This window comes from Pseudomonas mosselii, from assembly GCF_005796105.1.
Taxonomy (GTDB): domain Bacteria; phylum Pseudomonadota; class Gammaproteobacteria; order Pseudomonadales; family Pseudomonadaceae; genus Aquipseudomonas; species Aquipseudomonas mosselii_C.
Genome location: NZ_VAUO01000009.1, coordinates 153361 through 176989, shown reverse-complemented (window position 1 = coordinate 176989; position 23629 = coordinate 153361). Strand labels below are relative to the sequence as shown.

At 62.8% G+C, this 23629-nt stretch carries 21 protein-coding genes; 10 read left to right on the top strand and 11 right to left on the bottom strand.

Annotated elements, in window-relative coordinates:
• Nucleotides 1-26: 26 nt before the first annotated feature.
• The gene (dacB, locus tag FEM01_RS18615) at nt 27-1490 is read right to left on the bottom strand and encodes a D-alanyl-D-alanine carboxypeptidase/D-alanyl-D-alanine endopeptidase (protein ID WP_138220943.1); all 1464 of its coding nucleotides are present in this window, start codon (nt 1488-1490) and stop codon (nt 27-29) included.
• A 185-nt stretch (nt 1491-1675) separates the two neighbouring features.
• Here dacB and FEM01_RS18610 point away from each other — a divergent pair, with 185 nt between their 5' ends.
• On the top strand, nt 1676-2020 hold the full coding sequence (locus FEM01_RS18610) for a YggL family protein (protein WP_138220942.1): 345 nt from the start codon (nt 1676-1678) through the stop codon (nt 2018-2020).
• A gap of 33 nt (nt 2021-2053) precedes the next feature.
• Here the strand turns inward: FEM01_RS18610 and FEM01_RS18605 are convergent, their stop codons facing one another.
• The 6 genes from FEM01_RS18605 to FEM01_RS18580 form a co-directional block, all read right to left on the bottom strand.
• The gene (locus tag FEM01_RS18605; RefSeq protein ID WP_138220941.1) at nt 2054-5695 is read right to left on the bottom strand and encodes a transporter substrate-binding domain-containing protein; all 3642 of its coding nucleotides are present in this window, start codon (nt 5693-5695) and stop codon (nt 2054-2056) included.
• Nucleotides 5696-5702: 7 nt separating this feature from the next.
• Nucleotides 5703-6323: a response regulator transcription factor gene (locus FEM01_RS18600; RefSeq protein WP_138220940.1), complete on the bottom strand. Its 621-nt coding sequence runs from the start codon at nt 6321-6323 to the stop codon at nt 5703-5705.
• 283 nt (nt 6324-6606) lie between these two features.
• Entirely contained in the window at nt 6607-7938 is a 1332-nt protein-coding gene (locus tag FEM01_RS18595) for a deoxyguanosinetriphosphate triphosphohydrolase (RefSeq protein ID WP_138220939.1), read from the bottom strand.
• A gap of 76 nt (nt 7939-8014) precedes the next feature.
• Entirely contained in the window at nt 8015-8344 is a 330-nt protein-coding gene (locus FEM01_RS18590) for a hypothetical protein (protein WP_138220938.1), read from the bottom strand.
• Nucleotides 8341-8715, bottom strand: coding sequence for a phage holin family protein (locus FEM01_RS18585; protein ID WP_138220937.1), 375 nt, complete (start codon nt 8713-8715; stop codon nt 8341-8343). Before FEM01_RS18585 ends, FEM01_RS18590 begins: the two co-directional genes overlap by 4 nt.
• Before the next feature lie 9 nt (nt 8716-8724).
• Nucleotides 8725-9036 carry a DUF883 family protein gene (locus tag FEM01_RS18580; RefSeq protein ID WP_138220936.1) on the bottom strand — a complete coding sequence of 104 codons (312 nt, stop codon included), beginning with the start codon at nt 9034-9036 and terminating at the stop codon, nt 8725-8727.
• Nucleotides 9037-9333: 297 nt separating this feature from the next.
• Between FEM01_RS18580 and FEM01_RS18575 the strand changes: the two genes are divergently transcribed.
• From FEM01_RS18575 to FEM01_RS18560, 4 genes are all read left to right on the top strand, one after another.
• Entirely contained in the window at nt 9334-10542 is a 1209-nt protein-coding gene (locus FEM01_RS18575; protein ID WP_138220935.1) for an ammonium transporter, read from the top strand.
• Between the two features lie 72 nt (nt 10543-10614).
• Entirely contained in the window at nt 10615-10851 is a 237-nt protein-coding gene (locus FEM01_RS18570; RefSeq protein ID WP_138220934.1) for a glutaredoxin family protein, read from the top strand.
• 68 nt (nt 10852-10919) lie between these two features.
• Nucleotides 10920-11228 carry a transcriptional regulator gene (locus FEM01_RS18565; protein WP_138220933.1) on the top strand — a complete coding sequence of 103 codons (309 nt, stop codon included), beginning with the start codon at nt 10920-10922 and terminating at the stop codon, nt 11226-11228.
• A gap of 41 nt (nt 11229-11269) precedes the next feature.
• Nucleotides 11270-12154 (top strand): pseudouridine synthase, encoded by an 885-nt coding sequence (locus FEM01_RS18560; protein WP_138220932.1) that lies wholly within the window; start codon nt 11270-11272, stop codon nt 12152-12154.
• A 46-nt stretch (nt 12155-12200) separates the two neighbouring features.
• On the opposite strand, the gene FEM01_RS18555 is transcribed toward FEM01_RS18560, so the two are convergent.
• From FEM01_RS18555 to acnA, 3 genes are all read right to left on the bottom strand, one after another.
• Nucleotides 12201-13766: a methyl-accepting chemotaxis protein gene (locus FEM01_RS18555; RefSeq protein WP_138220931.1), complete on the bottom strand. Its 1566-nt coding sequence runs from the start codon at nt 13764-13766 to the stop codon at nt 12201-12203.
• Between the two features lie 201 nt (nt 13767-13967).
• Nucleotides 13968-14744, bottom strand: coding sequence for a CPBP family glutamic-type intramembrane protease (locus tag FEM01_RS18550; protein ID WP_138220930.1), 777 nt, complete (start codon nt 14742-14744; stop codon nt 13968-13970).
• Between the two features lie 96 nt (nt 14745-14840).
• The gene (acnA, locus tag FEM01_RS18545) at nt 14841-17582 is read right to left on the bottom strand and encodes an aconitate hydratase AcnA (protein WP_138220929.1); all 2742 of its coding nucleotides are present in this window, start codon (nt 17580-17582) and stop codon (nt 14841-14843) included.
• 218 nt (nt 17583-17800) lie between these two features.
• Between acnA and rlmM the strand changes: the two genes are divergently transcribed.
• Genes rlmM through pdxB form a run of 3 tightly spaced genes read left to right on the top strand, consistent with a single transcriptional unit; the run spans nt 17801 to nt 20332 of the window.
• A complete protein-coding gene (gene rlmM / locus FEM01_RS18540; protein ID WP_138220928.1) occupies nt 17801-18865 on the top strand; it encodes a 23S rRNA (cytidine(2498)-2'-O)-methyltransferase RlmM in 1065 nt (354 codons plus the stop codon).
• 34 nt (nt 18866-18899) lie between these two features.
• Complete coding sequence (gene tusA, locus FEM01_RS18535) at nt 18900-19142, top strand: sulfurtransferase TusA (protein WP_138220927.1); 243 nt, start codon at nt 18900-18902, stop codon at nt 19140-19142.
• Between the two features lie 47 nt (nt 19143-19189).
• Nucleotides 19190-20332: a 4-phosphoerythronate dehydrogenase PdxB gene (gene pdxB, locus FEM01_RS18530; RefSeq protein ID WP_138220926.1), complete on the top strand. Its 1143-nt coding sequence runs from the start codon at nt 19190-19192 to the stop codon at nt 20330-20332.
• Between the two features lie 86 nt (nt 20333-20418).
• Here pdxB and FEM01_RS24215 read toward each other — a convergent pair whose 3' ends face one another.
• A complete protein-coding gene (locus FEM01_RS24215; protein WP_171030990.1) occupies nt 20419-20592 on the bottom strand; it encodes a PA1571 family protein in 174 nt (57 codons plus the stop codon).
• A gap of 256 nt (nt 20593-20848) precedes the next feature.
• On the opposite strand from FEM01_RS24215, the gene FEM01_RS18525 reads away from it, so the two are divergent.
• Together FEM01_RS18525 and FEM01_RS18520 are read left to right on the top strand one after the other, a co-directional pair.
• Nucleotides 20849-22612, top strand: a complete 1764-nt coding sequence (locus FEM01_RS18525) for an ABC transporter transmembrane domain-containing protein (protein ID WP_138220925.1) — start codon at nt 20849-20851, stop codon at nt 22610-22612.
• Nucleotides 22613-22796: 184 nt separating this feature from the next.
• Nucleotides 22797-23351 (top strand): serine acetyltransferase, encoded by a 555-nt coding sequence (locus FEM01_RS18520; protein ID WP_138220924.1) that lies wholly within the window; start codon nt 22797-22799, stop codon nt 23349-23351.
• Nucleotides 23352-23629 lie beyond the last annotated feature (278 nt).

Here is a 23629-nt window from a genome sequence, read left to right as displayed (position 1 = left end):
ACGGCTAGCCAGGCATGTGGTAGGGCTCAAGGCGCGATGTTTGCCGTGCCGCTAGTCAGCTTCGGCTGGCGATACAGCTCCAGCAGCACTTGGTCCAACACCTGCGAGGCCCCCCAGGGTTTTGGATCGTTGAGGATGGCCGCGACGGCCCAGGTGTGGCCATTGCTGTCACGGCTAAAGCCTGCGATCGCCCGTACCGTGTTGAGCGTGCCAGTCTTGATATGCCCTTCGCCGCTCATGGCGGTGCGTTTCAAGCGCTTGCGCATGGTGCCGTCCATCCCCACCAACGGCATCGAGCTGATGAACTCGGCGGCGTAGGGGCTCTTCCATGCAGCCTGCAGCAGAGCGGCCATTTCCCGGGTGCTGACCCGTTCGGCGCGCGACAGACCCGAGCCGTTCTCCATCACCAGATGCGGTGCGGTAATGCCTTTCTTGGCCAGCCACTGGCGCACGACACGTTGGGCTGCACGCGCATCGTCGCCGTCTGCGTCGCTACGGAACTGTGCGCCGATGCTCAGGAACAGTTGCTGGGCCATGGTGTTATTGCTGTATTTGTTGATATCGCGAATCACTTCCACCAGGTCGGGCGAGAAGGCCCGGGCCAGCAGGCGCGCCGACTTGGGCACGTCTTCGATGCGGTCACGACCCTGGATGCTGCCGCCCAGCTCGCTCCAGATGGCGCGCACCGCGCCGGCGGCGTAGGTGGAGTGGTCCAGCAGCGACAGATAGGTCTGCGAGTTGCAGCCCTCGCCGAGCTGACCGCTGACCGTCACGCTGACGCCGTCGGCCTGTGGGACCGGGTTGTAGCGCACATCCCCGCTGCACTGTTTGCCGGGGGTGGCCTTGACTTGGTTGTCGATGCGGATGTTGGCGATCGGCGGTTCCACCGACACCAACACCTTGCCGCCATCGTTGCGCGCCACGAAGCGCAGGGCCTTGAGATTGACCAGCAGCGAGTCGGGCTTGACCAAAAATGGCTTGTTTTCGTCGCCCCCGTCGTCATTGAACTGCGGCAGGTTGGGCTGCACGAAATGGCTGCGGTCCAGCACCAGGTCGCCGGTCACCGTGCGCACGCCGTTGGCGCGCAGGTCACGCATCAGCAGCCAGAGTTTTTCCATGTTCAGCTTGGGGTCGCCGCCGCCTTTGAGATATAGGTTGCCGTTGAGCACGCCGTTGCTCAGGGTGCCGTCGGTATAGAACTCGGTCTTCCACTGGAAGGTCGGGCCCAGTAGCTCCAAGGCGGCATACGTGGTGACCAGCTTCATGGTCGAGGCCGGGTTCACCGACACATCGGCGTTGAACACCGTGGCATTGCCAGGACCGTCGAGCGGCAGCATCACCAGGGACAGGGCTGAGTCTTGCAGTTTGTTCTTGGCCAGGGCCTGTTGCACCTTTGGCGGCAGGCTGGTGTTGACGGCGGCGGCTTGGCTGGTCAGCGAGAAGGGTAGGAACAGGCTGGCGAGCAGCAGTGGACGAAGCGTCTTGATCATGGATACGAATACCCTGCTGGCGAGGGGAAAGACAAAGGGGCTGTAAGAAATGGTGGCCCCAGACGGAAATAAGGTACGCATTATGCCCCAAGCGCAGGCGACTGGGACCTTGTTCGATGCAAATGCGCCTTTAGCGCCAATAAACTGGTAAAGTGCCGGCCGTAATTACTTGAGAGGATTGTTCCATGGCTACCAACCGTTCCCGTCGTCTGCGCAAGAAGCTGTGCGTGGATGAATTCCAGGAGTTGGGTTTCGAACTGAACCTGGGCTTCAAGGAAGACCTGTCCGATGAAGCCATCGATGCCTTCCTCGACGCCTTCCTGGCTGAAGCCATGGATGCCAATGGCCTGGACTACGTCGGCGGTGACGACTTTGGCCTGGTCTGCCTGGCCAAGCGTGGCTCGGTCAGCGAAGAGCAGCGCGCCACTGTCGAAGCGTGGCTCAAAGGCCGCAGCGAGCTGACCAACATCGAAGTCAGCCCACTGCTGGATGCCTGGTACCCGGAAAAGCCGATCAACCCGGCTTCCTGATACCGGTGGCGGCATACCTGGCTGTATGCCGCTTCACTCCCCCTCGGTCGGGCTGTCGTTCAGCCTGGCCAGGGTGTTCTCTACGCGGCGCATGTGCCGCGCCAGTACCTGGCGACGCATTTTAGCCTCGGCCACGGTCAGCCCCGGTGCTTGTAGCGCTTCACACGCCTCGATCAATGACGCCGCCTCCAGCATACGTGCGGCGCTGAGGATCTTGTGCGCCTGGGCGGCACCTGCCTCGGGGGTGCGTTGCAGGTCGATCGCCATCAGGATCTGCAGGTCTTCACGCAGGCTCTGGCGCAGCGTGTCGAGCAGCCGTTCGCGGTCATCGGGATCGCCGCCGCTGATGGCGCACAGGCCGTCGAGGTCGCAGCACGGCGCGCGTTCACCCGTGCCGCAACGGGTGGGATGCAGACCGTGGGTCAGGGCTGCCAGGCGTCGACCTAGTGCCTGCAAGCCGATGGGCTTGAGCAGGCAATCGTCCATGCCGGCGTCCAGGCACTGTTGGCGGACCTCGGGCTGGGCGTTGGCGGTGTAGCCGAGGATCACACAAGGCGTCTTGCCATCGAGGCGTTCCTCCCGGCGTACCCTGCGTGCCAGCTCGTAGCCGTCCAGGTGCGGCATATTGCAGTCGACGATCAGCACGTCATAGTTGCCTGCACGCCACTTGCACAAGCCCTCGTTGCCATCACGGGCGCTATCCTGGCACAGCCCCAGATAGCTCAGTTGGCGTGTCATCAGTTGAAGATTGGCGGGGTGGTCGTCGATTACCAGGATATTCAGGCAGATGTCAGGGCGATCGATGCCTGCGTCGTCGGTCGATGGCGGGGCGGGCGGCTCGACGCACTGCAAAGGCATCGTCAGCCTGACCCGCGTGCCAACGCCCTGCAGGCTTTGCAGGGTCATCTCGCCGCCCATCATGGTGCACAGGTTGCGGCTGATCACCAAGCCCAGCCCGCTGCCGGCCCGCGCGCCGTCGCTGGAGGGGTTTGCCTGTACGAACGGGGTGAACAGACGTTGCAGGTCGTGCTCGTGGATGCCGATGCCGCTGTCGCGGACTTCGAGGTCGAGGATGGGCTTGCCCGGTTCTCCACCGTTGTCGAGCCTGGCGCTGATTCGGACCTGGCCTTGTTCGGTGAACTTGATCGCATTGCTCACCAGGTTGGACAGTACCTGCTTGAAACGCAGTGGATCGAGCATCGCGTGGCAACGGACTTCGTGGGCGACCACCACCTTCAGTGTCACGCCCTTCTGCCGTGCCAGGCCATCGAATACCCGGCCTACTGATTCGATCAAGTTGGCTAGGTCGACCGGCTCGGGTGCCAGGGACAGCTGCCCGGACTCGATGCGGGCGATGTCGAGGATGTCGCCAATCAAGGCCAGCAGGTCCTTGGCCGAGTGGTGAGCCACTTGTAGCGCTGGCCGGTCAGGTTGGCCATGCTCGGCACGTTTGAGTGCCAGTTCGAGCATGCCGATAAGGGCGTTCATCGGCGTGCGGATCTCGTGGCTGATGGTGGCCAGGAACGTGCTCTTGGCACGGTTGGCGTCATCGGCCTGTTGCTTGGCCAGGCGCAGGTCCTGGACCAGTGCGCGGCGTTCGCTGATGTCGATCCAGCCGCCGATGATGCCCTGCATTTCCCCCAGCGAGTCGCGATAGGGCAAGATCCAGTGGTAGATAGTCAGTTCCTGGTCCTTGAGTCGCAGCGGGCGGTCGAGGATCATCGGTCGCCCCTCTTCCATTACCCGTCGATAGTCATCCTGGATCTGATGGACGTACGTGCACTGGCTGAACAGGGTGTCTTGCAGACGCTTGCCGAGGATCTGCTCAAGGCTGGTGCCAACGGCCTCGAGGTAGCTGTCGTTGCAGCTCTTCAGGCGGCCTTCGCGGTCTCTCACGTACATTGGATGCGGCGTGCCGTTGAGCAGGGCGCCCATGAACTCCAGCTGATCGCTCAGTGCTCGCTCGGCCAGTTGGCGCTGCTTGATCTGGCGCCGCAGGCGGGCATTCCAGACCAGTGCCACGACCAGCAGCGCAGCGATGATCGTGACCACTTGCAGGATCAGCCTGCGCGAGTTGCGCCAGTAGGTATCGTTGTGCACGTCATGGTTGCGCCAGCGGCTGTTGATGATCCCCAGTTCTTCAGGGGAAACACTGAGCAGGGCCTTGTCCAGAATCGATGCCAGCTCCCCGGCCTGTGGCCGGGTAGCCATCGAGAATGTCGCGGGTTCGGTGCCGACGGTGGTGCGGATCACCAGTCGATCGTTGCTGGCCAGCATGTGATTGGCATCGATGAGGGTCGCGACTGCGGCGTCCACCGCGCCGCTGCCCAGCAGAGCCATGGAGTAGAACGTGCTGTCGGTGGCGACCTGGTGAATGTGCGGATGCTGGCGGTTGAGCAACGCTGCCACGTCGCTGTCGCGTGGCACCGCGACATGTTTGTCGATCAGTTGCTTGAGGTTGGTGGGTTGATCGGTGCCTTCACGGCTGACCAGTACGTAGGCGCTTTCGAGGTAGGGTCTGCTGACGCGCAGTGCAAGGTTGCGGTGGGTGTCGGTCGGGAGCGTGGCGATGATGTCTGCGCGCTCGGTCAGGAGCTGATTGATCATGTCGCTTTCGCCGCTGGCGCGCTGAATGTCGAAATGCAGGCCCGTGCGCAAGCGAATGACTTCGAGCAGATCGGCCACGATGCCCCGCAGGCGTCCGTTACTGTCGAAGTAGGTCAGGGGGGCGGCGGTATCGTTGACCACCACACGCATCTTCGGGTGCTCGCGAAGCCAGCGTTCCTCGAGCGGTGACAGCTGGAGCTTGAGGTCGGTCAGCAGGCTGCCGCTGCTGGCGCTCCAGCGCTTGAAGATGTCACTGCGGCTAACCTTACCCTGGGCTTCCAGGGCAAGGTTGATCAAGCTCAGAAGCATCGGGTTGTCGTCGCGCAGCGCGAAGCTGAAGCCGACCATTTCATGTTTGCCGAAGCTGGCCATGCGCAGGCGCGGCAGGTGCCCCTGGCTGATCAGGTAATGGGTGGAGATGGTATCGCCGATGAACACGTCGGCTTGTTCGAAGGCCACGGCATTCAAGGCCTGGGTCGAGGATTCGAAGGTGATCAGCTGCGCGCCGGGGTAGCTTGCGCGGATCTCCTGCGATGGCAGGTAGTGGTAGAGCATGCTCAGGCGCATGCCGTCCAGGCCGGTGTTCAGGGCACGGGTTTCGTCCTCGCGGGTTACCAACACCGGCTGGTCGACGGCATAGGGGTGAGAAAGCACCAGCCCCTGGCGGGCGGATTCGTAGCCGTTGGCACTGCCGAGCAGGTCGATCCGCCCGCTTTTCAACGCGGCGACCGCCGCTGGGCGGCTTGGGAAGCGCTGCACCCGCACCGGCAGGCCCAGCGCACTGGCGATCAGGCCGGCGTAGTCGGCAGTCAGGCCCTGATATTCACGTCCACCGGTGGTGATGTCGAATGGCGGGTAGTCCGGGGCCGAGGTGCCCAGTACCAGTTCCTGACGCGTCGCCAGCCATTGACGTTGTTCCAGGGAGAGGGTGGGCTGCTGCGAGGTGCGGGTCAAGCGGCTCAGTAGCGTGAATGTTTTGCCGTCGTCGATGGCTGCGTCGCTAGATGGCGTGCACGCGCCCAGCCATAACCACAGGCACAACAGAGAGGTTGCCAATGGCCTTTGCATGATGCCCTCAGACCAGCGCGTTGCGTTTGGCGACGTCGATCAGTTCCACGAGTGTGCTCGCGCGTAACTTGTGCATCAGGCGTTTCTTATAGGTGCTGACGGTCTTGTTGCTTAGGAACATGCCTTTGGCGATTTCCTTGTTGCTACGCCCTTGGGCAAACAGTTGCAACACCATCAGTTCACGGTCATTGACGTGACGGAACAGTGCGAGTTCGTCGCTTTGTGCCGTTTGAGTGGGCTTGAGTGCCAGGCTGGGGAAATAGTTGTAACCAGACAGGACTGCTTTTATCGCGCTCAGCAGTTCACCGAGATCCTCTTGTTTACATACATAACCGGCCGCGCCGGAGTGCATGCAGCGGATGGCGAACAGCGCTGGCGATTGTGCGGTGAGCACCAGCACCTTGAAGGGAAAGGTCATGGATTGGAAGCGCGAGAGCATTTCGAGCCCGTCCAGTTTGGGCAGGCTGATGTCGAGTATGACCAGGTCCGGGCGGGCTTCGCGAATCATCTGCATGGCATCGACGCCATTGTCTGACTCGCCGACGATCCGGTAATTCTGGTTTTCCAGCAACATGCGGATAGCCAGTCGGATGACGGGATGGTCGTCGACAATAAATACTGAGTGCATGTTCAAGATTCCAGTCGGCTTGGCGAAAGAGTGGAAACATTAACTCAGTTGGATGTCGGTGGGGCAGCGAAGTTTGGTCGAAAACTACTATATAGGAAATGTCCTACGTCGAGCCCGATGAGATGCTACAAGTTGTGAAATGTTTTGTGCTGATGTTGGCACTTTGGTCAGGTTTTACTTTTTTTATTGTGTGGGTGTTCAATATTAAATTTGAAAGTAAGAAGTTTCTTACTTTTGAAGCGATGACCGACCTTGAGCTTGAGGCGGTCATCGTCCGCAGATTTCAGGTCGGGGTTGAGCGGCCGGTCATCTCGCAGGCCATTTCGCTGGCATAGCTGTCTGTCATACCCGCGATGAAATCGATCATCCGCAGGAATGCGGCATGCAGCGAACCGTGTGGATCAGGGGCATTGTTGCCAATCAGGTCCAGCACTCGGCGGCTCTTGAACGACGGCGTGCGCCCGCCATGCTGCTCGAGTGCGGCGCCGCAGAAGGTGTTGAGGAGAATTTCCAGCGTGGTGTAGGCGCCGATTTCGTGCAGCGTCTTGCGCTTGTCCTGAAAGATTTTCTTGCGTGCCATGTCCTTGGCCTGGAGCACGCAGCGTTGCGCCGGGCCGTGCATGTGCTCGACCAGGTCGCCTGCCAGGCGCCCAGCCAACAGCGCCTGCTGTTGTTCGACGAAGGCCAGCGCAGCGGCGTTGGTCAGGTGTTCGATGGCCTTGCCGCGCAGGATCGCCAGCTTGCGTCGGCGCGAGTCGCGTGGGCCGAGCTGCCGGTAGGTTTCCGGCAAGTCGTCGCCTACCAGGTCCAGCAGCAGTGCCTCGACTTCGGCGTACTGCAGCAAGTCCATTTCCAGGCCGTCTTCGAGGTCGATCAGGGCATAGCAGATATCGTCAGCGGCCTCCATCAGGTAGACCAGCGGATGGCGTGCCCAGCGCTGGTGCTCTAGCTGTGGCAGGCCCAGCTTGCTGGCGATTTGCTCAAGCAGGCCCAGTTCGCTCTGGTAGCAGCCGAACTTGTGCTTCTTGTAGCCCAGAGCGTCGGCGTGGCGCGCTGTCCAGGGGTACTTGAGGTAGGCACCCAGAGTCGCGTAGGTCAGTCGGGTGCCACCGTCGAACTGGTGGTACTCCAGTTGGGTCAGCACGCGGAAACCTTGGGCGTTGCCTTCGAAATTGAGGAAGTCGGCGCGTTGGTCGTCACTCATGTCGTCCAGCCAACCGCGTCCGGCAGCCTGCTGGAACCAGTGACGGATGGCATCCTCGCCAGAGTGGCCGAAGGGCGGGTTGCCGATGTCGTGGGCCAGGCACGCGGACTGCACGATCATTCCCAGGTCACTCGGCTCACACCAATCTGGCAGCGCTTCGCGCAGGGTTTCGCCTACACGCATGCCCAGCGACCGGCCCACGCAACTGACCTCGAGCGAGTGAGTCAGGCGGGTGTGGATATGGTCGTTACTGGTAACCGGGTGCACCTGAGTCTTGCGTCCCAGACGCCGGAAGGCACCTGAGAAGATGATGCGGTCGTGGTCCTTGTGAAACGGGCTGCGACCCAGCTCCTCGGGGCTGTAGAGGGCCTTGCCCAAGCGTTCGCGCGTCAGCAGGGTCTGCCATTCCAAGGCGTGATCTCCGGTCAATGAGAGGGCATAGCTTCTCCCGTGTGGCGCGCCGTGGCAAGGGCGCGCCACACGGGATTCAGGGACGCCGATTGGGGCCCATGAACAAGCGAATCAGCGGCACCAGCGTGGTGCCCAGACGGACCAGCCGTGCCAGATTGCCGCTGCGCACGCCCTTGCCAGTGAAAAAGCCCATCGCCACTACGGCGCCCAGCCCCCACAGCGAGCCGTGCTTGATGCCTAGACCTTCGCCAAACGCACTGCCCCTGCCACGCAGGCGGCGGATCGGCTCGAGCATCTGCCCGGATTCGTGACGGATCTGTTGGCGGTGCATCTCCATGCGCAGACGCAGTAAAGCCTTACGCAACTCGCGCGGATTACGCGTGTCGGGAAGTTCTGGCAGGTTCATGGCAACAATCGCTCCCGGTCCTTGGCCAGCTCTTCGAGCGTGGCGCCAAATGGCGAGGATTCATCGAACACCGCGGCTTTGAGGCGCAGTGCGCAGAACAGCGCAGCCAAGCTGTAGAACACGCACAGGCCGATGATGCCGGCCAGGCGGTAGCTATCCCACAGCAGCACCAGCACCAGCCCCGACAGGGCGGTCAGCAGCAACAGAGCGAAGACCAGCGCCAAGCCTGCGAACAGCAACAGGCTGAGGGTACGGGCCTTTTGTTCCTGCAACTCGATGCCGAACAGCTCGATATGGCTGTGCAACAGGCCCAACACGGCTGCGCCCAGACGCCTGCCGGAGGCGCCGGTGCCAATGGCGTCGTTGTCCATGAGCGCTCCTTAGCGTTTGGCCAGTAGGCCGATCAGCAGGCCTACGCCTGCGGCGATACCGACCGCTTGCCATGGGTTCTCCTGTACGTACTGTTCTGCGCTACCGACGGCAGCCTGGCCGCGCTGGCGTACCGATTCCTGGGTCAGTTGCAGACTTTCGCGGGCTTGTGCCAGGCGCTCGTGGATCTGCTCGCGTAGTTCATCGGCTTGGTCGCCGGCAAGGTTGGCAGTGTCGGCGAGCAGCTTCTCGGTGTCGCGCACCAGCGCCTGGAAGTCAGCCATCAGTATGTCTTGTGCAGTCTTTGCGGATTTGCTGGCCATGGGCCTCTCCCTGTGGATGTGTGTGGCTATTTCGAGTATTGCGCGGCTGCGAAGGTTCAGCATGATGTGCTGGTACAGCCTTTGCTTACTCCCGGTGCGTCAGTGCCGTGACTGCGCCGAACCTGTGCACGGCTTGCGCAAATACCGATAAACCTTAACCCAATCCACGACAAACCCAAGAAAAAACCACACAGGCTGCTCGCACCTCGCTGAAAGAGGGCAGGGGTCTGGCACCGATTCGGTGCAAGGATGCCGGTACTTGAACTGTCATGGTGCCTTTTTCAGGTCTGCCACTACATGGAAAACATGCACAGCGCGATGGACTCTCTGCTCCACGGCTCTAATACCCTGTTCATTCTCATGGGGGCCATTCTGGTCCTGGCCATGCACGCCGGCTTCGCGTTTCTGGAAGTGGGCACCGTGCGCCACAAGAATCAGGTCAATGCCTTGTCGAAGATTCTGAGCGATTTCGCGATCTCGGCCCTGGTGTACTTTTTCATCGGCTACTGGATTGCGTATGGCGTGAGCTTCTTGCAGCCAGCGGCGACACTGGCCGCCGACCACGGCTACGGGTTGGTCAAATGCTTCTTCCTGCTGACCTTCGCCGCTGCGATCCCGGCGATCATTTCCGGCGGGATTGCCGAGCGCGCGCGCTTCGCCCCACAGTTGTGCGCCACTGCCCTGATCGTGGCGTTCATCTATCCGTTTTTCGAAGGCGTGGTATGGAACGGCAACTTTGGTGTGCAGGCTTGGCTAGCGGCGCGCTTCGGTGCCCCTTTCCACGACTTCGCAGGGTCGGTGGTGGTGCATGCCATGGGCGGCTGGTTGGCGTTGGCGGCTGTGCTGCTGCTCGGTGCGCGGCGTGGTCGTTACCGTGATGGCCGGCTAGTGGCCTTCGCGCCTTCGAGCATCCCGTTCCTGGCGTTGGGTTCGTGGATCCTGATCATCGGCTGGTTCGGCTTCAATGTCATGAGTGCGCAGACGCTGCAAGGGGTGAGTGGCCTGGTGGCGATCAATTCGCTGATGGCGATGGTCGGCGGGACCTTGTCGGCCCTGGTGGCTGGGCGCAACGACCCAGGCTTCCTGCACAACGGCCCGCTGGCTGGGTTGGTGGCGATCTGCGCAGGCTCGGATCTGATGCACCCGATTGGTGCGCTGGTCACCGGGCTGGTTGCCGGTGGGCTGTTCGTCTGGTGCTTCACCGCCTCGCAGAACCGCTGGAAAATCGATGATGTGCTGGGCGTGTGGCCGCTGCATGGGTTGTGCGGTGTATGGGGCGGTATCGCATGCGGTGTGTTCGGCCAGGCCGCCTTGGGTGGCTTGGGCGGTGTCAGCCTGGCCAGTCAGTTGCTTGGCAGTCTGGGCGGCGTTGCGGTGGCGCTGGTCGGCGGCTTTGCCGTGTACGGTCTAGTGCGGGCTGTGCTCGGTCTGCGTCTGAGCCACGAGCAGGAGTTCCAAGGCGCCGACCTGTCGTTGCATCGCATTGGCGCCACCAGTCAGGATTGATGTCCGACAGTGCGTGATCAGCAGGGTGGACCTAGAATAAGTCTCCGTTCTTGCGACTTTCTGGGTTTGCCCATGCTTCCTGAATGCCAGTTGTTCGGCACCCTGGGGTGTCATTTGTGCGAAGTGGCCGAGGCTGTGCTGATGCCGTTCGTCGAGCATGGCCTGCTGGTCGAGCTGGTCGACATTGCCGACGATCCGCTGCAGTACGAGCGCTATGCTCTCAGTATCCCGGTGCTGCGCCGCTGCGATAGCGGCGCGGAGCTGGCCTGGCCGTTCGATTCGCAACAGATCGTGGCCTTCCTGCGCTGACCTGTGCATTGACGCAGGTCCGCTTCGCTTCGTATGCTGTATATAAATACAGTATCGAGGTGACAGCCATGCTCAATGTCGAGCAACTCAAGTACAGCATCAATCACATGGCCCCGGAGCGGGTGTGCGACGCCGTGCTGGAACTGCGCCTCGACGGCATCGTCACCGACGCGCATACCCCGTTTGGCAAGGTGCATTTCAACACCTGCTTCGCCGAGATCGAGGCGTTGTTCCAGCGTGCGGGCTTTCACCGGCCGTTGGATGTGGTCGGCTATCAGGGCTTGAGCTATGCGCTGTTCGACCCTTCTCGCTGGGAGGCGGTGCAGGTGTTGCGTTGGCTCAAGGCGCGCTGCGAACCGGTTGGCGAGGTCGGTTGAGGAGGGGATAATGCCCGCCCTGCGATCAACCGAGCCTGCCGATGACCACGCCTTTCGACCCCGCCCGCCAGCAAGCCAGCACCGTATGCCTGCCGCCCGGCCAGTGGGTCACTGTGCTTGACTGCCTGAGCGATCACTTCAAGGCGATCAGTCGCGAGCAGTGGCTTGACCGATTTGCCCGTGGCCGCGTGCTCGACGCCCAAGGGCAGGCGGTTGCCGCCGACCTCGTGTACCGCCCTGGCATGCGCCTGCATTACTTTCGCGAGGTGCTCAACGAAAAGCCAATCCCGGTACAGGAGGATATCCTGTACGTGGACGAACATCTCGTGGTGGCCGACAAGCCGCATTTCCTACCGGTCACGCCCACCGGCGAGTACGTCGAGCAGACACTGCTGCGCCGGTTGATTCGCCGCTTGGACAACCCGCATCTGGTGCCTCTGCATCGCATCGACCGGCACACTGCCGGGTTGGTGCTGTTCTCGGCCAACCCCGAAACCCGTAGCGCTTACCAACGCCTGTTCCCGGAACGGCGAATCGACAAGCACTACCAGGCCATTGCCGCTGCGCTACCGCAGCACACCTTTCCACGGGTGCATCGCAGCCGCCTGGTACACGGCGAACCGTTCTTCCGCATGCACGAGGTCGAGGGGGTCGCCAACAGCGAGACCCACGCCTGCGTGCTGGAGAAAAACGCTGATCTGTGGCGCTATGGCCTGTCGCCGGTCACGGGCAAGACTCATCAGTTGCGGGTGCACATGGCAGCATTGGGGGCGGGAATCTGTAACGATCCGTTCTATCCGCAGTTGCTCGACACTCAGGACGATTATGCGCGGCCACTGAAGCTGCTGGCCCAGGGCCTGCGTTTTAGTGATCCGTTAACGGGTCAGCAGCGCGACTTCGAGAGCCGGCTGAAGCTGGAGTGGTAAACCCATTGCGGGGCACGTCGGTTCGCTGACGTGCCCCGCGACAGATTCAGCGGTTGAAGCGCTCCACCAGCGAGTACTGGGTGCTGGCAGTGCTGGTCAGCTCTTCGCTGAGCAAGGCCGAACGCTGGGCCTGGCCGGCGGTTTGGTCAGCCAGGTCGGCGATGGTGGCGATATTGCGGCTGATCTCGTCGGCCACGGCGGTCTGCTCTTCGGTGGCAGCGGCAATCTGGGTGGCCATGTCGGTTATATTGGCCACCGCTTCGCTGATGCCTACCAGCGCCTGATCGGCCTGCATCACCCGTTCTACGCCCTCCTGGGCTTGGCGATGACCGGTTTCCATGGTCTGCACCGCATTGTTGGCGGTTTGCTGCAGTTTGGCGATCAGGTTGTGGATCTGCCCGGTGGACTCGGCGGTACGCTGGGCCAGCTGGCGCACTTCATCGGCAACCACGGCGAAGCCTCGGCCCATCTCGCCAGCACGCGCGGCTTCGATGGCGGCGTTGAGTGCCAGCAAGTTGGTCTGGTCGGCGATACCCTTGATCACGTCCACTACACCGCCGATCTCGTCGCTGTCCTTGGCCAACTGGGTGACGGTCAGACCAGTCTCGCCCACGGCGGCCGACAGCCGCTCGATGGCATCACGGGTCTCCCCGGCGATGTTGCGGCCCTGGCTGGTCAGGCGGTTGGCTTCCTGGGTGGCATCTGCGGTGCGCTGCACATGATTGGCCACTTCCTGGGTGGTGGCGGCCATCTGGTTGACTGCGGCGGCGACCTGCTCGGTTTCTACGCGCTGACGCTCCAGGCCCGAGGAACTCTGGTGGGCCAGGGTATCGGACTGGCGCGCTTGGTCGCTCAGGTGTTCGGCGCTGTCTTGCAGCCGGGTCAGGCAGGTCTTCATGCGTGCGTCCTGGCTGAGCATGGCCATTTCCAGGCGTGCCTGCACACCGCGGCTGTCGGTGTACATCTGTGCGATCAGGGGGTCGGAGGTGGTCTGTTCGGCCAGGCGCAACAGGCGCTTGATACCCCGCTGCTGCCAGCCCAGGCCCAACAGGCCCAACGGCACCGACAGGCCCGCAGCGAGCGCGAAGCCCCAGGAGTGGCCGAGCCAGTTGCCGATCAGGAAGCCAATCTGGCTGATCAGGATGAATGGCAGCCAGTCCTGCAGCACCGGTAGCCACTTGTCGCGGCGCGGCACCGCCGATTTGCCCTGGTTTATGCGTTGGTAAAGTGCCTCGGCGCGGCGGATCTGTTCGGCAGTGGGCTTGACCCGTACCGACTCGTAACCGATCACCTGATTGTTTTCGAACACCGGCGTGACGTAGGCGTTGACCCAATAGTGATCACCCGACTTGCAGCGGTTCTTGACGATGCCCATCCACGGTAGGCCTTGCTTGAGGGTCTGCCACATGTGGGCGAACACGGCCGGTGGCACATCAGGGTGACGCACCAGGTTATGCGGCGCGCCCATCAGATCCTCGCGGGAGAAACCGCTGATCTCGATGAAGGCATCGTTGCAGTACGTGATCACGCCTTTGGTGTTGGTGGTGGAAATCAACCGCTGCTGGGCAGGGAAAGTCCGTTCTCTCTGGGTAATCGGCTGGTTGTTACGCATTGGCTTTTCAATCCGCAAGGCTTTCGATGGTTATCGGCACGCCCATTTTTTTATTGAATGAATATTTAAACAACGTTGATGTGGCGCAACGCAAGGCGCTTACCGTTGACGTAGAGCGTCTACCCCTGTTCCCTTACAGACGGTCTTTGTCGCAGTTTCATTAAGAAATCATGACAGCTAGGTCTGATCATGACCGAATGTTCACGTCGGGGCCAGCATCGGGTAGCTGAAGGCGGTGAAGTGCACGACGTTGACGAACACGTGGCACCACACCGCTGTCAGCAAGCCGCCATACCGATAGGCCATGCCGTAGCCGATGCCGGCGAGGGTTGCCAGGTAGAACCACTGCCAACCGCTGCCCAGGTGTGCCAGGCCGAAGAGCAGAGCGGCCAGGCCCAGGGCCAGGTTCTGATTGCCCAGCAAGCGCTCAAGCCCGCCCTGGATATAGCCGCGAAACAGCAGCTCTTCGGTCAGGCTGACTAGCAGCAGGTTATTCGCCAGCCACAGCCAGGCATCTTGTGGCCATTTCGGTGCCCATGCCACCACCCCTAGGATCCACGCGCTGCCCAGGCAGGCGAGCAGCGTCAGTGGACGGATCACTGCCAGGCTCACCACCACGCCCTTGCCGCGCAGCAGCAGTAGCCACGGGCAGGCCAGCATGACCCATAGGCCGATCAATGACTTGTCCAGGTTCAGCGACATGGAGAACGGCAGCGCGCCCTCGCTGAACACGATGTTGTCGATGACTTTGGCGTTGTTGAACCCAGGCAGCCAGTGCAGGGCCAAGGCGATGGCGAGGAAGATGAACAGCCCGTGCCCCAGCACCTGCTGCCAGCGCACGGGGCGTTGGACCAGCAGCGCTGAGCAGACCAGGGTCAATAACAAGGGTGCTGCGCTCAACCCCAGACTGCCGTAGGTCAGCGCGAGGGCATAACCGAGTGTGAGCAGGAACAGGGTTATCCAGTAGGGCGCGGACATGACAACTCCTTGATGCAGGGGCCTGGAGTGATGCGACGTGTTCGCCATCACTCCAGGCATCCGGGCAGGTTCGCGACGCGAACCGAAGGAGCTGTATTAGGCTGCTATTAGTTGCCGCAGTACATAGTGCAAAATTCCCCCTGACTTGAAGTATTCCAATTCATTGAGGGTGTCGATCCGGCACAGTACCTCGACCTGCTGTTGTTGACCATCGTCACGGGTAATGCGCAGTTGCAAGCTTGCCCCAGGGCGCAAGGTCGCTTCGGACAGCCCTAGTATATCGATGCGTTCGCGTCCGCTCAGGCCCAACTGCTTGCGGTCGTCACCGGCCTTGAACTGCAACGGCAGCACGCCCATGCCCACCAGGTTGGAACGGTGGATGCGTTCGAAGCTTTGCGCCAGCACGGCCTTGATTCCGAGCAGGTTGGTGCCCTTGGCTGCCCAGTCGCGGCTGGAGCCGGTGCCGTACTCCTGGCCTGCGATCACCACCAGTGGCGTGCCCTCCTGCTGATAGCGCATGGCCGCGTCATAGATAGACAGCTTCTCGCCGCTGGGGATGTGCAAGGTGTTCCCGCCTTCTTCACCACCGAGCATTTCGTTGCGGATACGAATGTTGGCGAAGGTGCCGCGCATCATCACTTCATGGTTGCCGCGCCGCGAGCCGTAGGAGTTGAAGTCGTGCGGTGCCACGCCCTTGTCGCGAAGGTAACGTCCGGCAGGGCTGTCGGCCTTGATATTGCCCGCTGGGGAAATATGGTCGGTGGTCACCGAGTCCCCCAGCAGGGCGAGGATGCGAGCGCCCTGGATATCGCCGATTGCCGGTGGTGGGCCGTCGATGTGTTCGAAGAACGGTGGATGCTGGATGTAGGTGGAATCGTCCTGCCACACATAGGTCGCCGCTTGTGGCACTTCGATTGCTTGCCACTGCGCATCACCTGCGAACACGTCGGCGTATTGCGTGTGGAACATCGCGGTATCGACCTTGGCCACCGCTTCGGCGACCTCGTGTTGGCTGGGCCAGATGTCGCGCAGGTACACCGGCTGGCCATCCTTGCCGACGCCCAAGGGGTCCTGGCTTAGGTCCGTGCGCACGGTGCCGGCCAAGGCGTAGGCCACCACCAGGGGCGGCGAGGCCAACCAGTTGGTTTTCACCAGCGGGTGCACTCGACCTTCGAAGTTGCGGTTGCCTGAGAGCACCGAGGCGACGCTCAAGTCAGCGCTGGCAATGGCGGTTTCGATGGCCGCGTCCAGTGGCCCGGAGTTACCGATGCACGTGGTACAGCCATAGCCGACCAGGTCGAAGCCCAGTTGGTCGAGGTAGGGCGTGAGGCCGGCGGCCTGGAAGTATTCAGTCACCACCTTCGAGCCAGGAGCCAGGGAACTCTTGACCCACGGTTTGCGTTGCAGGCCAAGCTCCACGGCTTTCTTCGCCAGCAGCCCGGCGGCCATCATCACGCTCGGGTTGGAGGTATTGGTGCATGAGGTGATGGCAGCGATCACCACGGCGCCGTCGTGCAGGGTATGGGTTTGCCCTGCGTGTGTGTAGTCGATTGCACCGGTTTGGTTGGCGTTGCCCACGGCTACACCGCCGCCGCCTTCGCTTTCCAGGCGGCCGACCTCCTTGGCCAGTGGCTTGGGCTGTAGTGCGATGAACTGTTCGAAGGCTTGGCTGACTTGGTTTAGCGCCACGCGGTCCTGAGGACGTTTGGGGCCGGCCAAGCTGGCTTGGACCTCGCCCATGTCCAGCGCCAGGCTGTCGCTGAACAGCGGCTCCTGGCCCGGCAGGCGCCACAAGCCTTGCGCCTTGCAATAGGCTTCGACCAGTTCCACGGTCTCGGTAGGCCGCCCGGACAGGCGCAGGTAGTCCAGGGTGATCTCGTCGACCGGGAAGAAGCCGCAGGTGGCACCGTATTCGGGGGCCATGTTGGCGAGGGTGGCGCGATCGGCCAAGGGCAGGTCAGCCAGCCCGTCACCATAGAATTCGACGAACTTGCCCACCACGCCTTTGTTGCGCAGCATCTGGGTCACGCTCAGCACCAGGTCGGTGGCGGTGATGCCTTCACGCAGTTTGCCGGTCAGCTTGAAGCCGATCACTTCGGGGATGAGCATCGACACCGGTTGGCCCAGCATGGCCGCTTCCGCCTCGATGCCGCCCACGCCCCAGCCCAATACGCCCAGGCCGTTGATCATCGTGGTGTGTGAGTCGGTGCCGACCAAGGTGTCGGGGAAGGCGTAGGTACGCCCGTCTTCCTCGCGGGTCCAGACCGTGCGGCCAAGGTATTCAAGGTTGACCTGATGGCAGATGCCGGTGCCTGGTGGCACCACGCGAAAATTGTCGAACGCGCTCTGGCCCCAGCGCAGGAAGGCATAGCGCTCGCCGTTACGCTGCATCTCGAGGTCGACGTTCTCGGCGAAGGCCGCGTGGCTTGCGTAGTGATCGACCATCACGGAGTGGTCGATCACCAGGTCCACCGGCGACAGCGGGTTGATCCGCTGTGGGTCGCCGCCGGCCTTGGCCATGGCCGCGCGCATCGCCGCCAGGTCGACCACCGCAGGTACACCGGTAAAGTCCTGCATCAGCACCCGCGCCGGGCGGTACTGGATTTCGCGCTCGGAGCGCCGGTCCTTGAGCCAACTGGCCAGGGCTTTCAGGTCGTCGCCGGTGACGCTGCGACCATCTTCCCAGCGCAGCAGGTTTTCCAGCAGCACCTTCAGCGACATGGGCAGGCGTTGCAGGTCGCCAAGCGCATCGGCGGCAGCGGTGAGACTGAAGTAGTGGTAGGTGTGGCCTGCCACCTGGAGGGTCTTGAGGGTTTTCAGGCTATCGAGCGAGGGCATTTACAACTCCTTGTGCTCCGGTGGCCCGGCAATGCTTCGGTGTTCCGGTGCCACCGCTCTGGATCGGTCCGCACGGCACGGACCTGGCTGAACAGTCAGGGTAGCCCCATTTACCGGGGCCGCCCCTGTTCTGGACCGGCGGGACGTGTCGCAGGTTCCGATCTTCCTTTATCATTCGCCGCCCTGGCGCGCTCTGCGCCAGTGATGTGGAGTGAGAAATGAATACCCTGTTCATGCATTGCCGACCCGGCTTCGAAGGCGAGGTCTGCGCCGAAATCAGCGAACACGCCGCCCAATTGGGCGTGCCCGGTTACGCCCGGAGCAAGCCGCAGAGTGCCTGCGCCGAGTTCGTTGGCCTGGAGCCGGACGCTGCCGAGCGGCTGATGCGTGAGCGGCGTTTCGCCCAGCTGATCTTTCCTCGCCAGTGGGCCCGTGGCACCTACCTGGAGCTGCCGGAGAGCGACCGCATCAGCGTGCTGCTGGAGCACCTGGCTGAGCTGCCGGTGTGCGGCAGCCTGTGGCTTGAGGTGCTCGACAGCAACGAGGGCAAGGAACTGTCGACGTTCTGTCGCAAGTTCGAGGTGCCCCTGCGCAAGGCGCTGGAGAAAGCCGGCCGGTTGGTCAACGACACGCGTCAGCCACGCCTGCTGCTGACCTTCATCAGCGGGCGCCGGGTGTTCGTGGGCCTGGCCGAGTCAGACAATTCGGCGCTGTGGCCGATGGGCATCCCACGCCTGAAGTTCCCCCGCGAGGCGCCCAGCCGCTCAACCCTCAAGCTCGAAGAAGCCTGGCACCAGTTCATCCCCCGCGATCAGTGGGATCAACGCCTGAATGACGACATGACCGGCGTTGACCTGGGCGCATCGCCAGGTGGCTGGACCTATCAGTTGGTCAAGCGCGGCATGCTGGTGACCGCCATCGACAACGGACCGATGGCTGAGAGCCTGATGGACACAGGCCTGGTGACCCACCTGATGGCCGATGGCTTCACCTGGAAGCCCAAGCAGACCGTGGACTGGATGGTCTGCGACATCGTCGAGAAACCCGCGCGCACCGCCTCGTTGATCGAGACCTGGCTGGGCGAGGGGTTGTGCCGCGAGGCGGTGGTCAACCTCAAGCTGCCGATGAAGCAGCGCCATGCCGAGGTGCGCAAGCTGCTCGAGCGTATCGAGGAAGGCTTCAAAGCGCGCAAGGTGAAGGTGTCGATCGCCTGCAAGCAGCTGTACCACGATCGCGAGGAGGTGACCTGCCACTTGCGCCGGCTCGACCTCAAACCGCGTTGAGATCCCCAATGACCCGAATTTTGCGGAGCGCTGCATGACCGAACTGACCCCTGACGCCATTCTTGACGCCACTGGCCTGAACTGCCCGGAGCCGGTGATGATGCTGCATCAGCACGTGCGCGACCTGGTCGCCGGTGGCCTGCTCAAGGTGATCGCCACCGATCCCTCGACCCGCCGCGACATTCCCAAGTTTTGTACTTTCCTTGGCCATGAGCTGGTCGGGCAGCAGGAAGAGGCTGGCACCTACCTGTACTGGATCCGCAAGAAGACCGACTGAGCCGCACCGATCGCGCTACACTGCGCTCCCCCTGACAGGAGAGCGCCATGCTGATAGTTGCCGACGAGAACATCCCCCTGCTCGATGCCTTCTTCGCCGGGTTCGGTGAGGTTCGCCGTTACCCTGGCCGGTCCATCGACGCCGCCTGCGTGAAGGACGCCGACGTGCTGCTGGTGCGCTCGGTGACCCGCGTCGATCGGCAACTGCTGCAAGGCAGCCGGGTGCGTTTCGTGGGCACCTGCACCATCGGTACCGACCACCTGGATTTGGACTATTTTGCCCAGGCCCGTATCCAGTGGAGCAGTGCACCGGGGTGCAATGCCCGTGGCGTGGTCGATTACGTGCTTGGCAGCCTGCTGACCCTGGCCGAACTTGAAGGCGCCGACCTGGGCCGCAAAACCTACGGCGTGGTGGGGGCCGGCGAGGTCGGTGGGCGCCTGGTGCGGGTGCTGCACGGTCTGGGCTGGAAGGTGCTGGTGTGCGACCCGGTGCGCCAGGCGCAAGAGGGCGGCGATTTCGTCAGTCTTGAGACGATTCTGGCGCAGTGTGATGTGATCAGCCTGCACACGCCGTTGCAGCGCGGTGGCGAACACCCCACCTGGCACTTGCTCGATGCACCGCGCCTGGCGCGTCTGCGCCCGGGTGCCTGGCTGATCAACGCCAGCCGTGGTCCGGTGGTGGACAACCTTGCCTTGCGCACGCTGTTGCTCGCTCGGGAAGATGTGCACGCAGTTCTGGATGTGTGGGAACACGAGCCGCAGGTCGACTTGCAACTGGCCGATCTGTGCACACTGGCCACCCCGCACATCGCCGGCTACAGCCTCGATGGCAAGCAGCGCGGCACCGCGCAGATCTACCAGGCGCTGTGCCGCGTGCTGGGGCGGCCGGAACAGGTGCAACTGGCTGATCTGCTACCTGCACAGGCGTTGGCGCAGATCGAGTTGCACGCTGACGCGGATCCAGCATGGGTCTTGGCGACTGTATGCCGCGCGGTGTACGACCCGCGCCGGGATGATGCGGATTTTCGGCGCAGTTTGAGCGAGAACCCGGCCGAGCAAAAAGCGGCATTCGACCTGCTGCGCAAGCACTACCCGGTGCGGCGGGAAATCGAGGGGCTGGCTGTGCGCCTGCGTGGCGAATCGGCGCAACTGGCGCAGGTGCTGAGTGCGTTGGGCGCCGTGCAGGCCTGAACGCCGAGCCGCTGCGCTTGGGCCGCAGGCTTTGCACCAGGCAATAAAAACCCGGCGCAAGCGCCGGGTTGCAATCAATTCTGGCCTCAGCCCTTCTGGACTTTCTTCACCCGGCTCGCTTCGAGCTCTTTGCAGGCCTTCTGGATCATCTGCTCGGTGATTGGAATCTCGCGCCCCTGGGCGTCGATGATCGAACCGCAGACCTGCGATGGCGCACGTTTAGCGGCGGTGTTGCTGTCGTTACCTTGCTGCAAGCTCATGGACGGTCTCCTCTTCAGGTTCAAGCTTCAGGATAACCCTGCGCCGTGACTGGCCTGTGACAGGTCCTTGTGCACACCACGGCCAGGACAGTGCACCAGAAAGCGCGGCAAAGCTCCAGTGAGCCATTAGATCGAATGTGCATAGCGACCGCGCACGCCGACTGGCCTGTGCTGCGACGCCGTAGCCGCTGCGCGGGTTCCGCGGACCTGGACCAGTGGTAGTCTTGGCGTTTTCCAGCGTCAGGTGTTCAGCGCCATGCCCGATCCGGTTTCTCCCCGCCAACGCCGCGCCCTGCGCCTGGGCTGGCAGTTCATCCGTCCCTATCGGCGCCAGGCGCTGCTGGCCTTGCTGGCGCTGGTGGTCACCGCGGGCATCACCCTGTCCATGGGCCAAGGCATCAAGCTGCTGGTCGATCAGGGCTTCATGACCGGTTCGGCGCACCAGCTCAACCAGACCATTGGCCTGTTCATGTTGCTGGTGGTGGCGCTGGCGATGGGGACGTTCGCGCGCTTTTACCTGGTGTCGTGGATTGGCGAGCGTTGCGTGGCCGATATTCGCCGTGCGGTGTTCGATCACCTGCTCACCCTGCATCCTGGGTTCTTCGAGGACAATCGCAGCTCCGAAATCCAGTCGCGACTGACCGCCGACACCACGCTGCTGCAATCGGTGATCGGCTCGTCGCTGTCGATGTTCCTGCGCAACGCGTTGATGGTGATTGGCGGGGTGATCCTGTTGTTCATCACCAACCCCAAGCTGACCAGCATCGTGGTCCTGGCTTTGCCCCTGGTGCTGGCGCCGATCCTGCTGTTCGGCCGGCGCGTGCGCAGCCTGTCGCGCCAGAGCCAGGACCGCGTGGCCGATGTCGGCAGCTATGTGGCCGAGACCCTGGGCCAGATCAAGACGGTGCAGGCCTACAATCACGAGACACGCGACCGACTGTCGTTCGCCACTGCCGTGGAGGCAGCGTTCAGCGTGGCGCGGCGGCGCATCGCCCAGCGTGCCTGGCTGATCACCTTGGTGATCGTGCTGGTGTTGGGCGCTGTGGCGGTCATGCTGTGGGTCGGCGGCATGGATGTGATCGCCGGGCGTATCAGTGGCGGGGAACTGGCGGCGTTCGTGTTCTACAGCCTGATCGTCGGCAGCGCCTTCGGCACCCTGAGCGAGGTGATCGGCGAGTTGCAACGCGCGGCGGGCGCCGCCGAGCGTATCGCCGAGCTGCTGGCGGCGCGCAGCGCGATTGTTGCGCCAGCAACAGCGCTCTCACTCAATGGCGCACGCGCACGGGGCGAGATCGAGCTGCGCGAAGTGCGCTTTGCGTATCCGTCGCGGCCTGGGGTGGCGGCCATCGATGGTCTGAGCTTGCACGTGCACGCGGGCCAGACGGTGGCGTTGGTGGGGCCGTCGGGAGCCGGCAAGTCGACCTTGTTCGACCTGCTGCTGCGCTTCTACGACCCTCAGGCCGGCAGCATCCTGCTCGACGGTCAGGCGATCACCGACCTCACGCTGGCCGAACTGCGTGCCCAGTTCGCCCTGGTAGCCCAGCAGCCGGCGCTGTTTCGCGGCACGGTGGAGGCCAACATTCGCTATGGCAGGCCCGAGGCGAGCCTGGCAGAGGTCGAAGCGGCGGCGCGCAGTGCCCATGCGCATGCGTTCATCACCCAGTTGCCCCAAGGCTACCAGACGCCGCTGGGGGAGGGTGGGGTCGGCTTGTCAGGCGGCCAACGCCAGCGCCTGGCGATTGCCCGGGCGTTGCTGGTGGACGCGCCGATCCTGTTGTTGGACGAGGCGACCAGCGCCCTGGATGCGCAAAGCGAGCACCTGATCCAGCAGGCTTTGCCGCAACTGATGGCCGGGCGAACCACACTGGTCATCGCTCATCGCCTGGCGACCGTGCAGCATGCCGACTGCATTGCGGTGATCGAGCATGGGCAGTTGGTTGCCATGGGCACGCACCGTCAGTTGATCGAGCAGAGCCCGTTGTATGCGCGGCTGGCGGCGTTGCAGTTCAATACCGATTGACCGATTGGACCTCAATCGCTGCTTCATCACCCGGCAGGCCGCTGGCGCCGGGGCGTCGCGGTACCAGCCGTTTGCCATGCTGCGGCACCGCCGCTACCATGCAGCCGCGCCATTACCGGGTTTAACGCGGCTATACGCCGCCTTACCTGGTTCCCTATCAGCCCTTATTCGCCCCGGACACCCCATGCAGCGCAAGCCCCTCAAACACTACTGGCACGTCGAAGTCCTGGGCGGACTGGACAAACCGTTCTCCTGGCTGCGTCTGTGGCGCCGGGTGCGGCGTAGCCGCGAGTCGCACTTTCTGTTCTGGTTTCGCCTGGCCGATCACCTGTCGCGTACCGGCAGCCGCACACTGATGTCGTTTGCCAAAGGCATCAACAATGGTCTGATCAGCCGTCACGGCACCGAGATCATGCTCGGTGCGCAGATCGACGAAGGGCTGGCGGTGGGCCATGGCATGGGTATCGTGATCACCCGCAACGTGCGTATCGGCAAACATTTCCAGATCCGTCAGAACACCACCATCGGCATTGATGGCAAGGGCGATGCGCCGATCATCATTGGTGACAACGTCGACATCGGTGCCAACAGCTGCATCATCGGTACCGGCATCGAAATCGGTGACAACGTGGTGATCGGGGCCATGAGCTTCGTCAACAAGAGCATCCCGGCCGACCATACCTACATCACCGAAAAGAAGTCCTTCGTCAAACCGCGCCATTCGGCTGTCCAAGGCTAAGTTGACCGGCCATCAGCCAGCCGCTTGCGGCTGGCTGATGGCAGCGACAGGCTGGCCCTGTCGTCGGTTTCAGAACGTACCGGGTCGCCACCGCACTACCAACCCGGCAAAGACCTGCCATGCTTTGAGGATGCCATCGGACCGCGCGCATCCAGACGCATGGCCGGCGGCGTACGAGGGTGCTCGCTATCGCTCACCGTGAGACGGCGATGCACCGCAGCTGAAACCCGCCGGACACCTGCCCGCCAGACGGGCCGGCCCGGGCTGCCGAGGTCTGC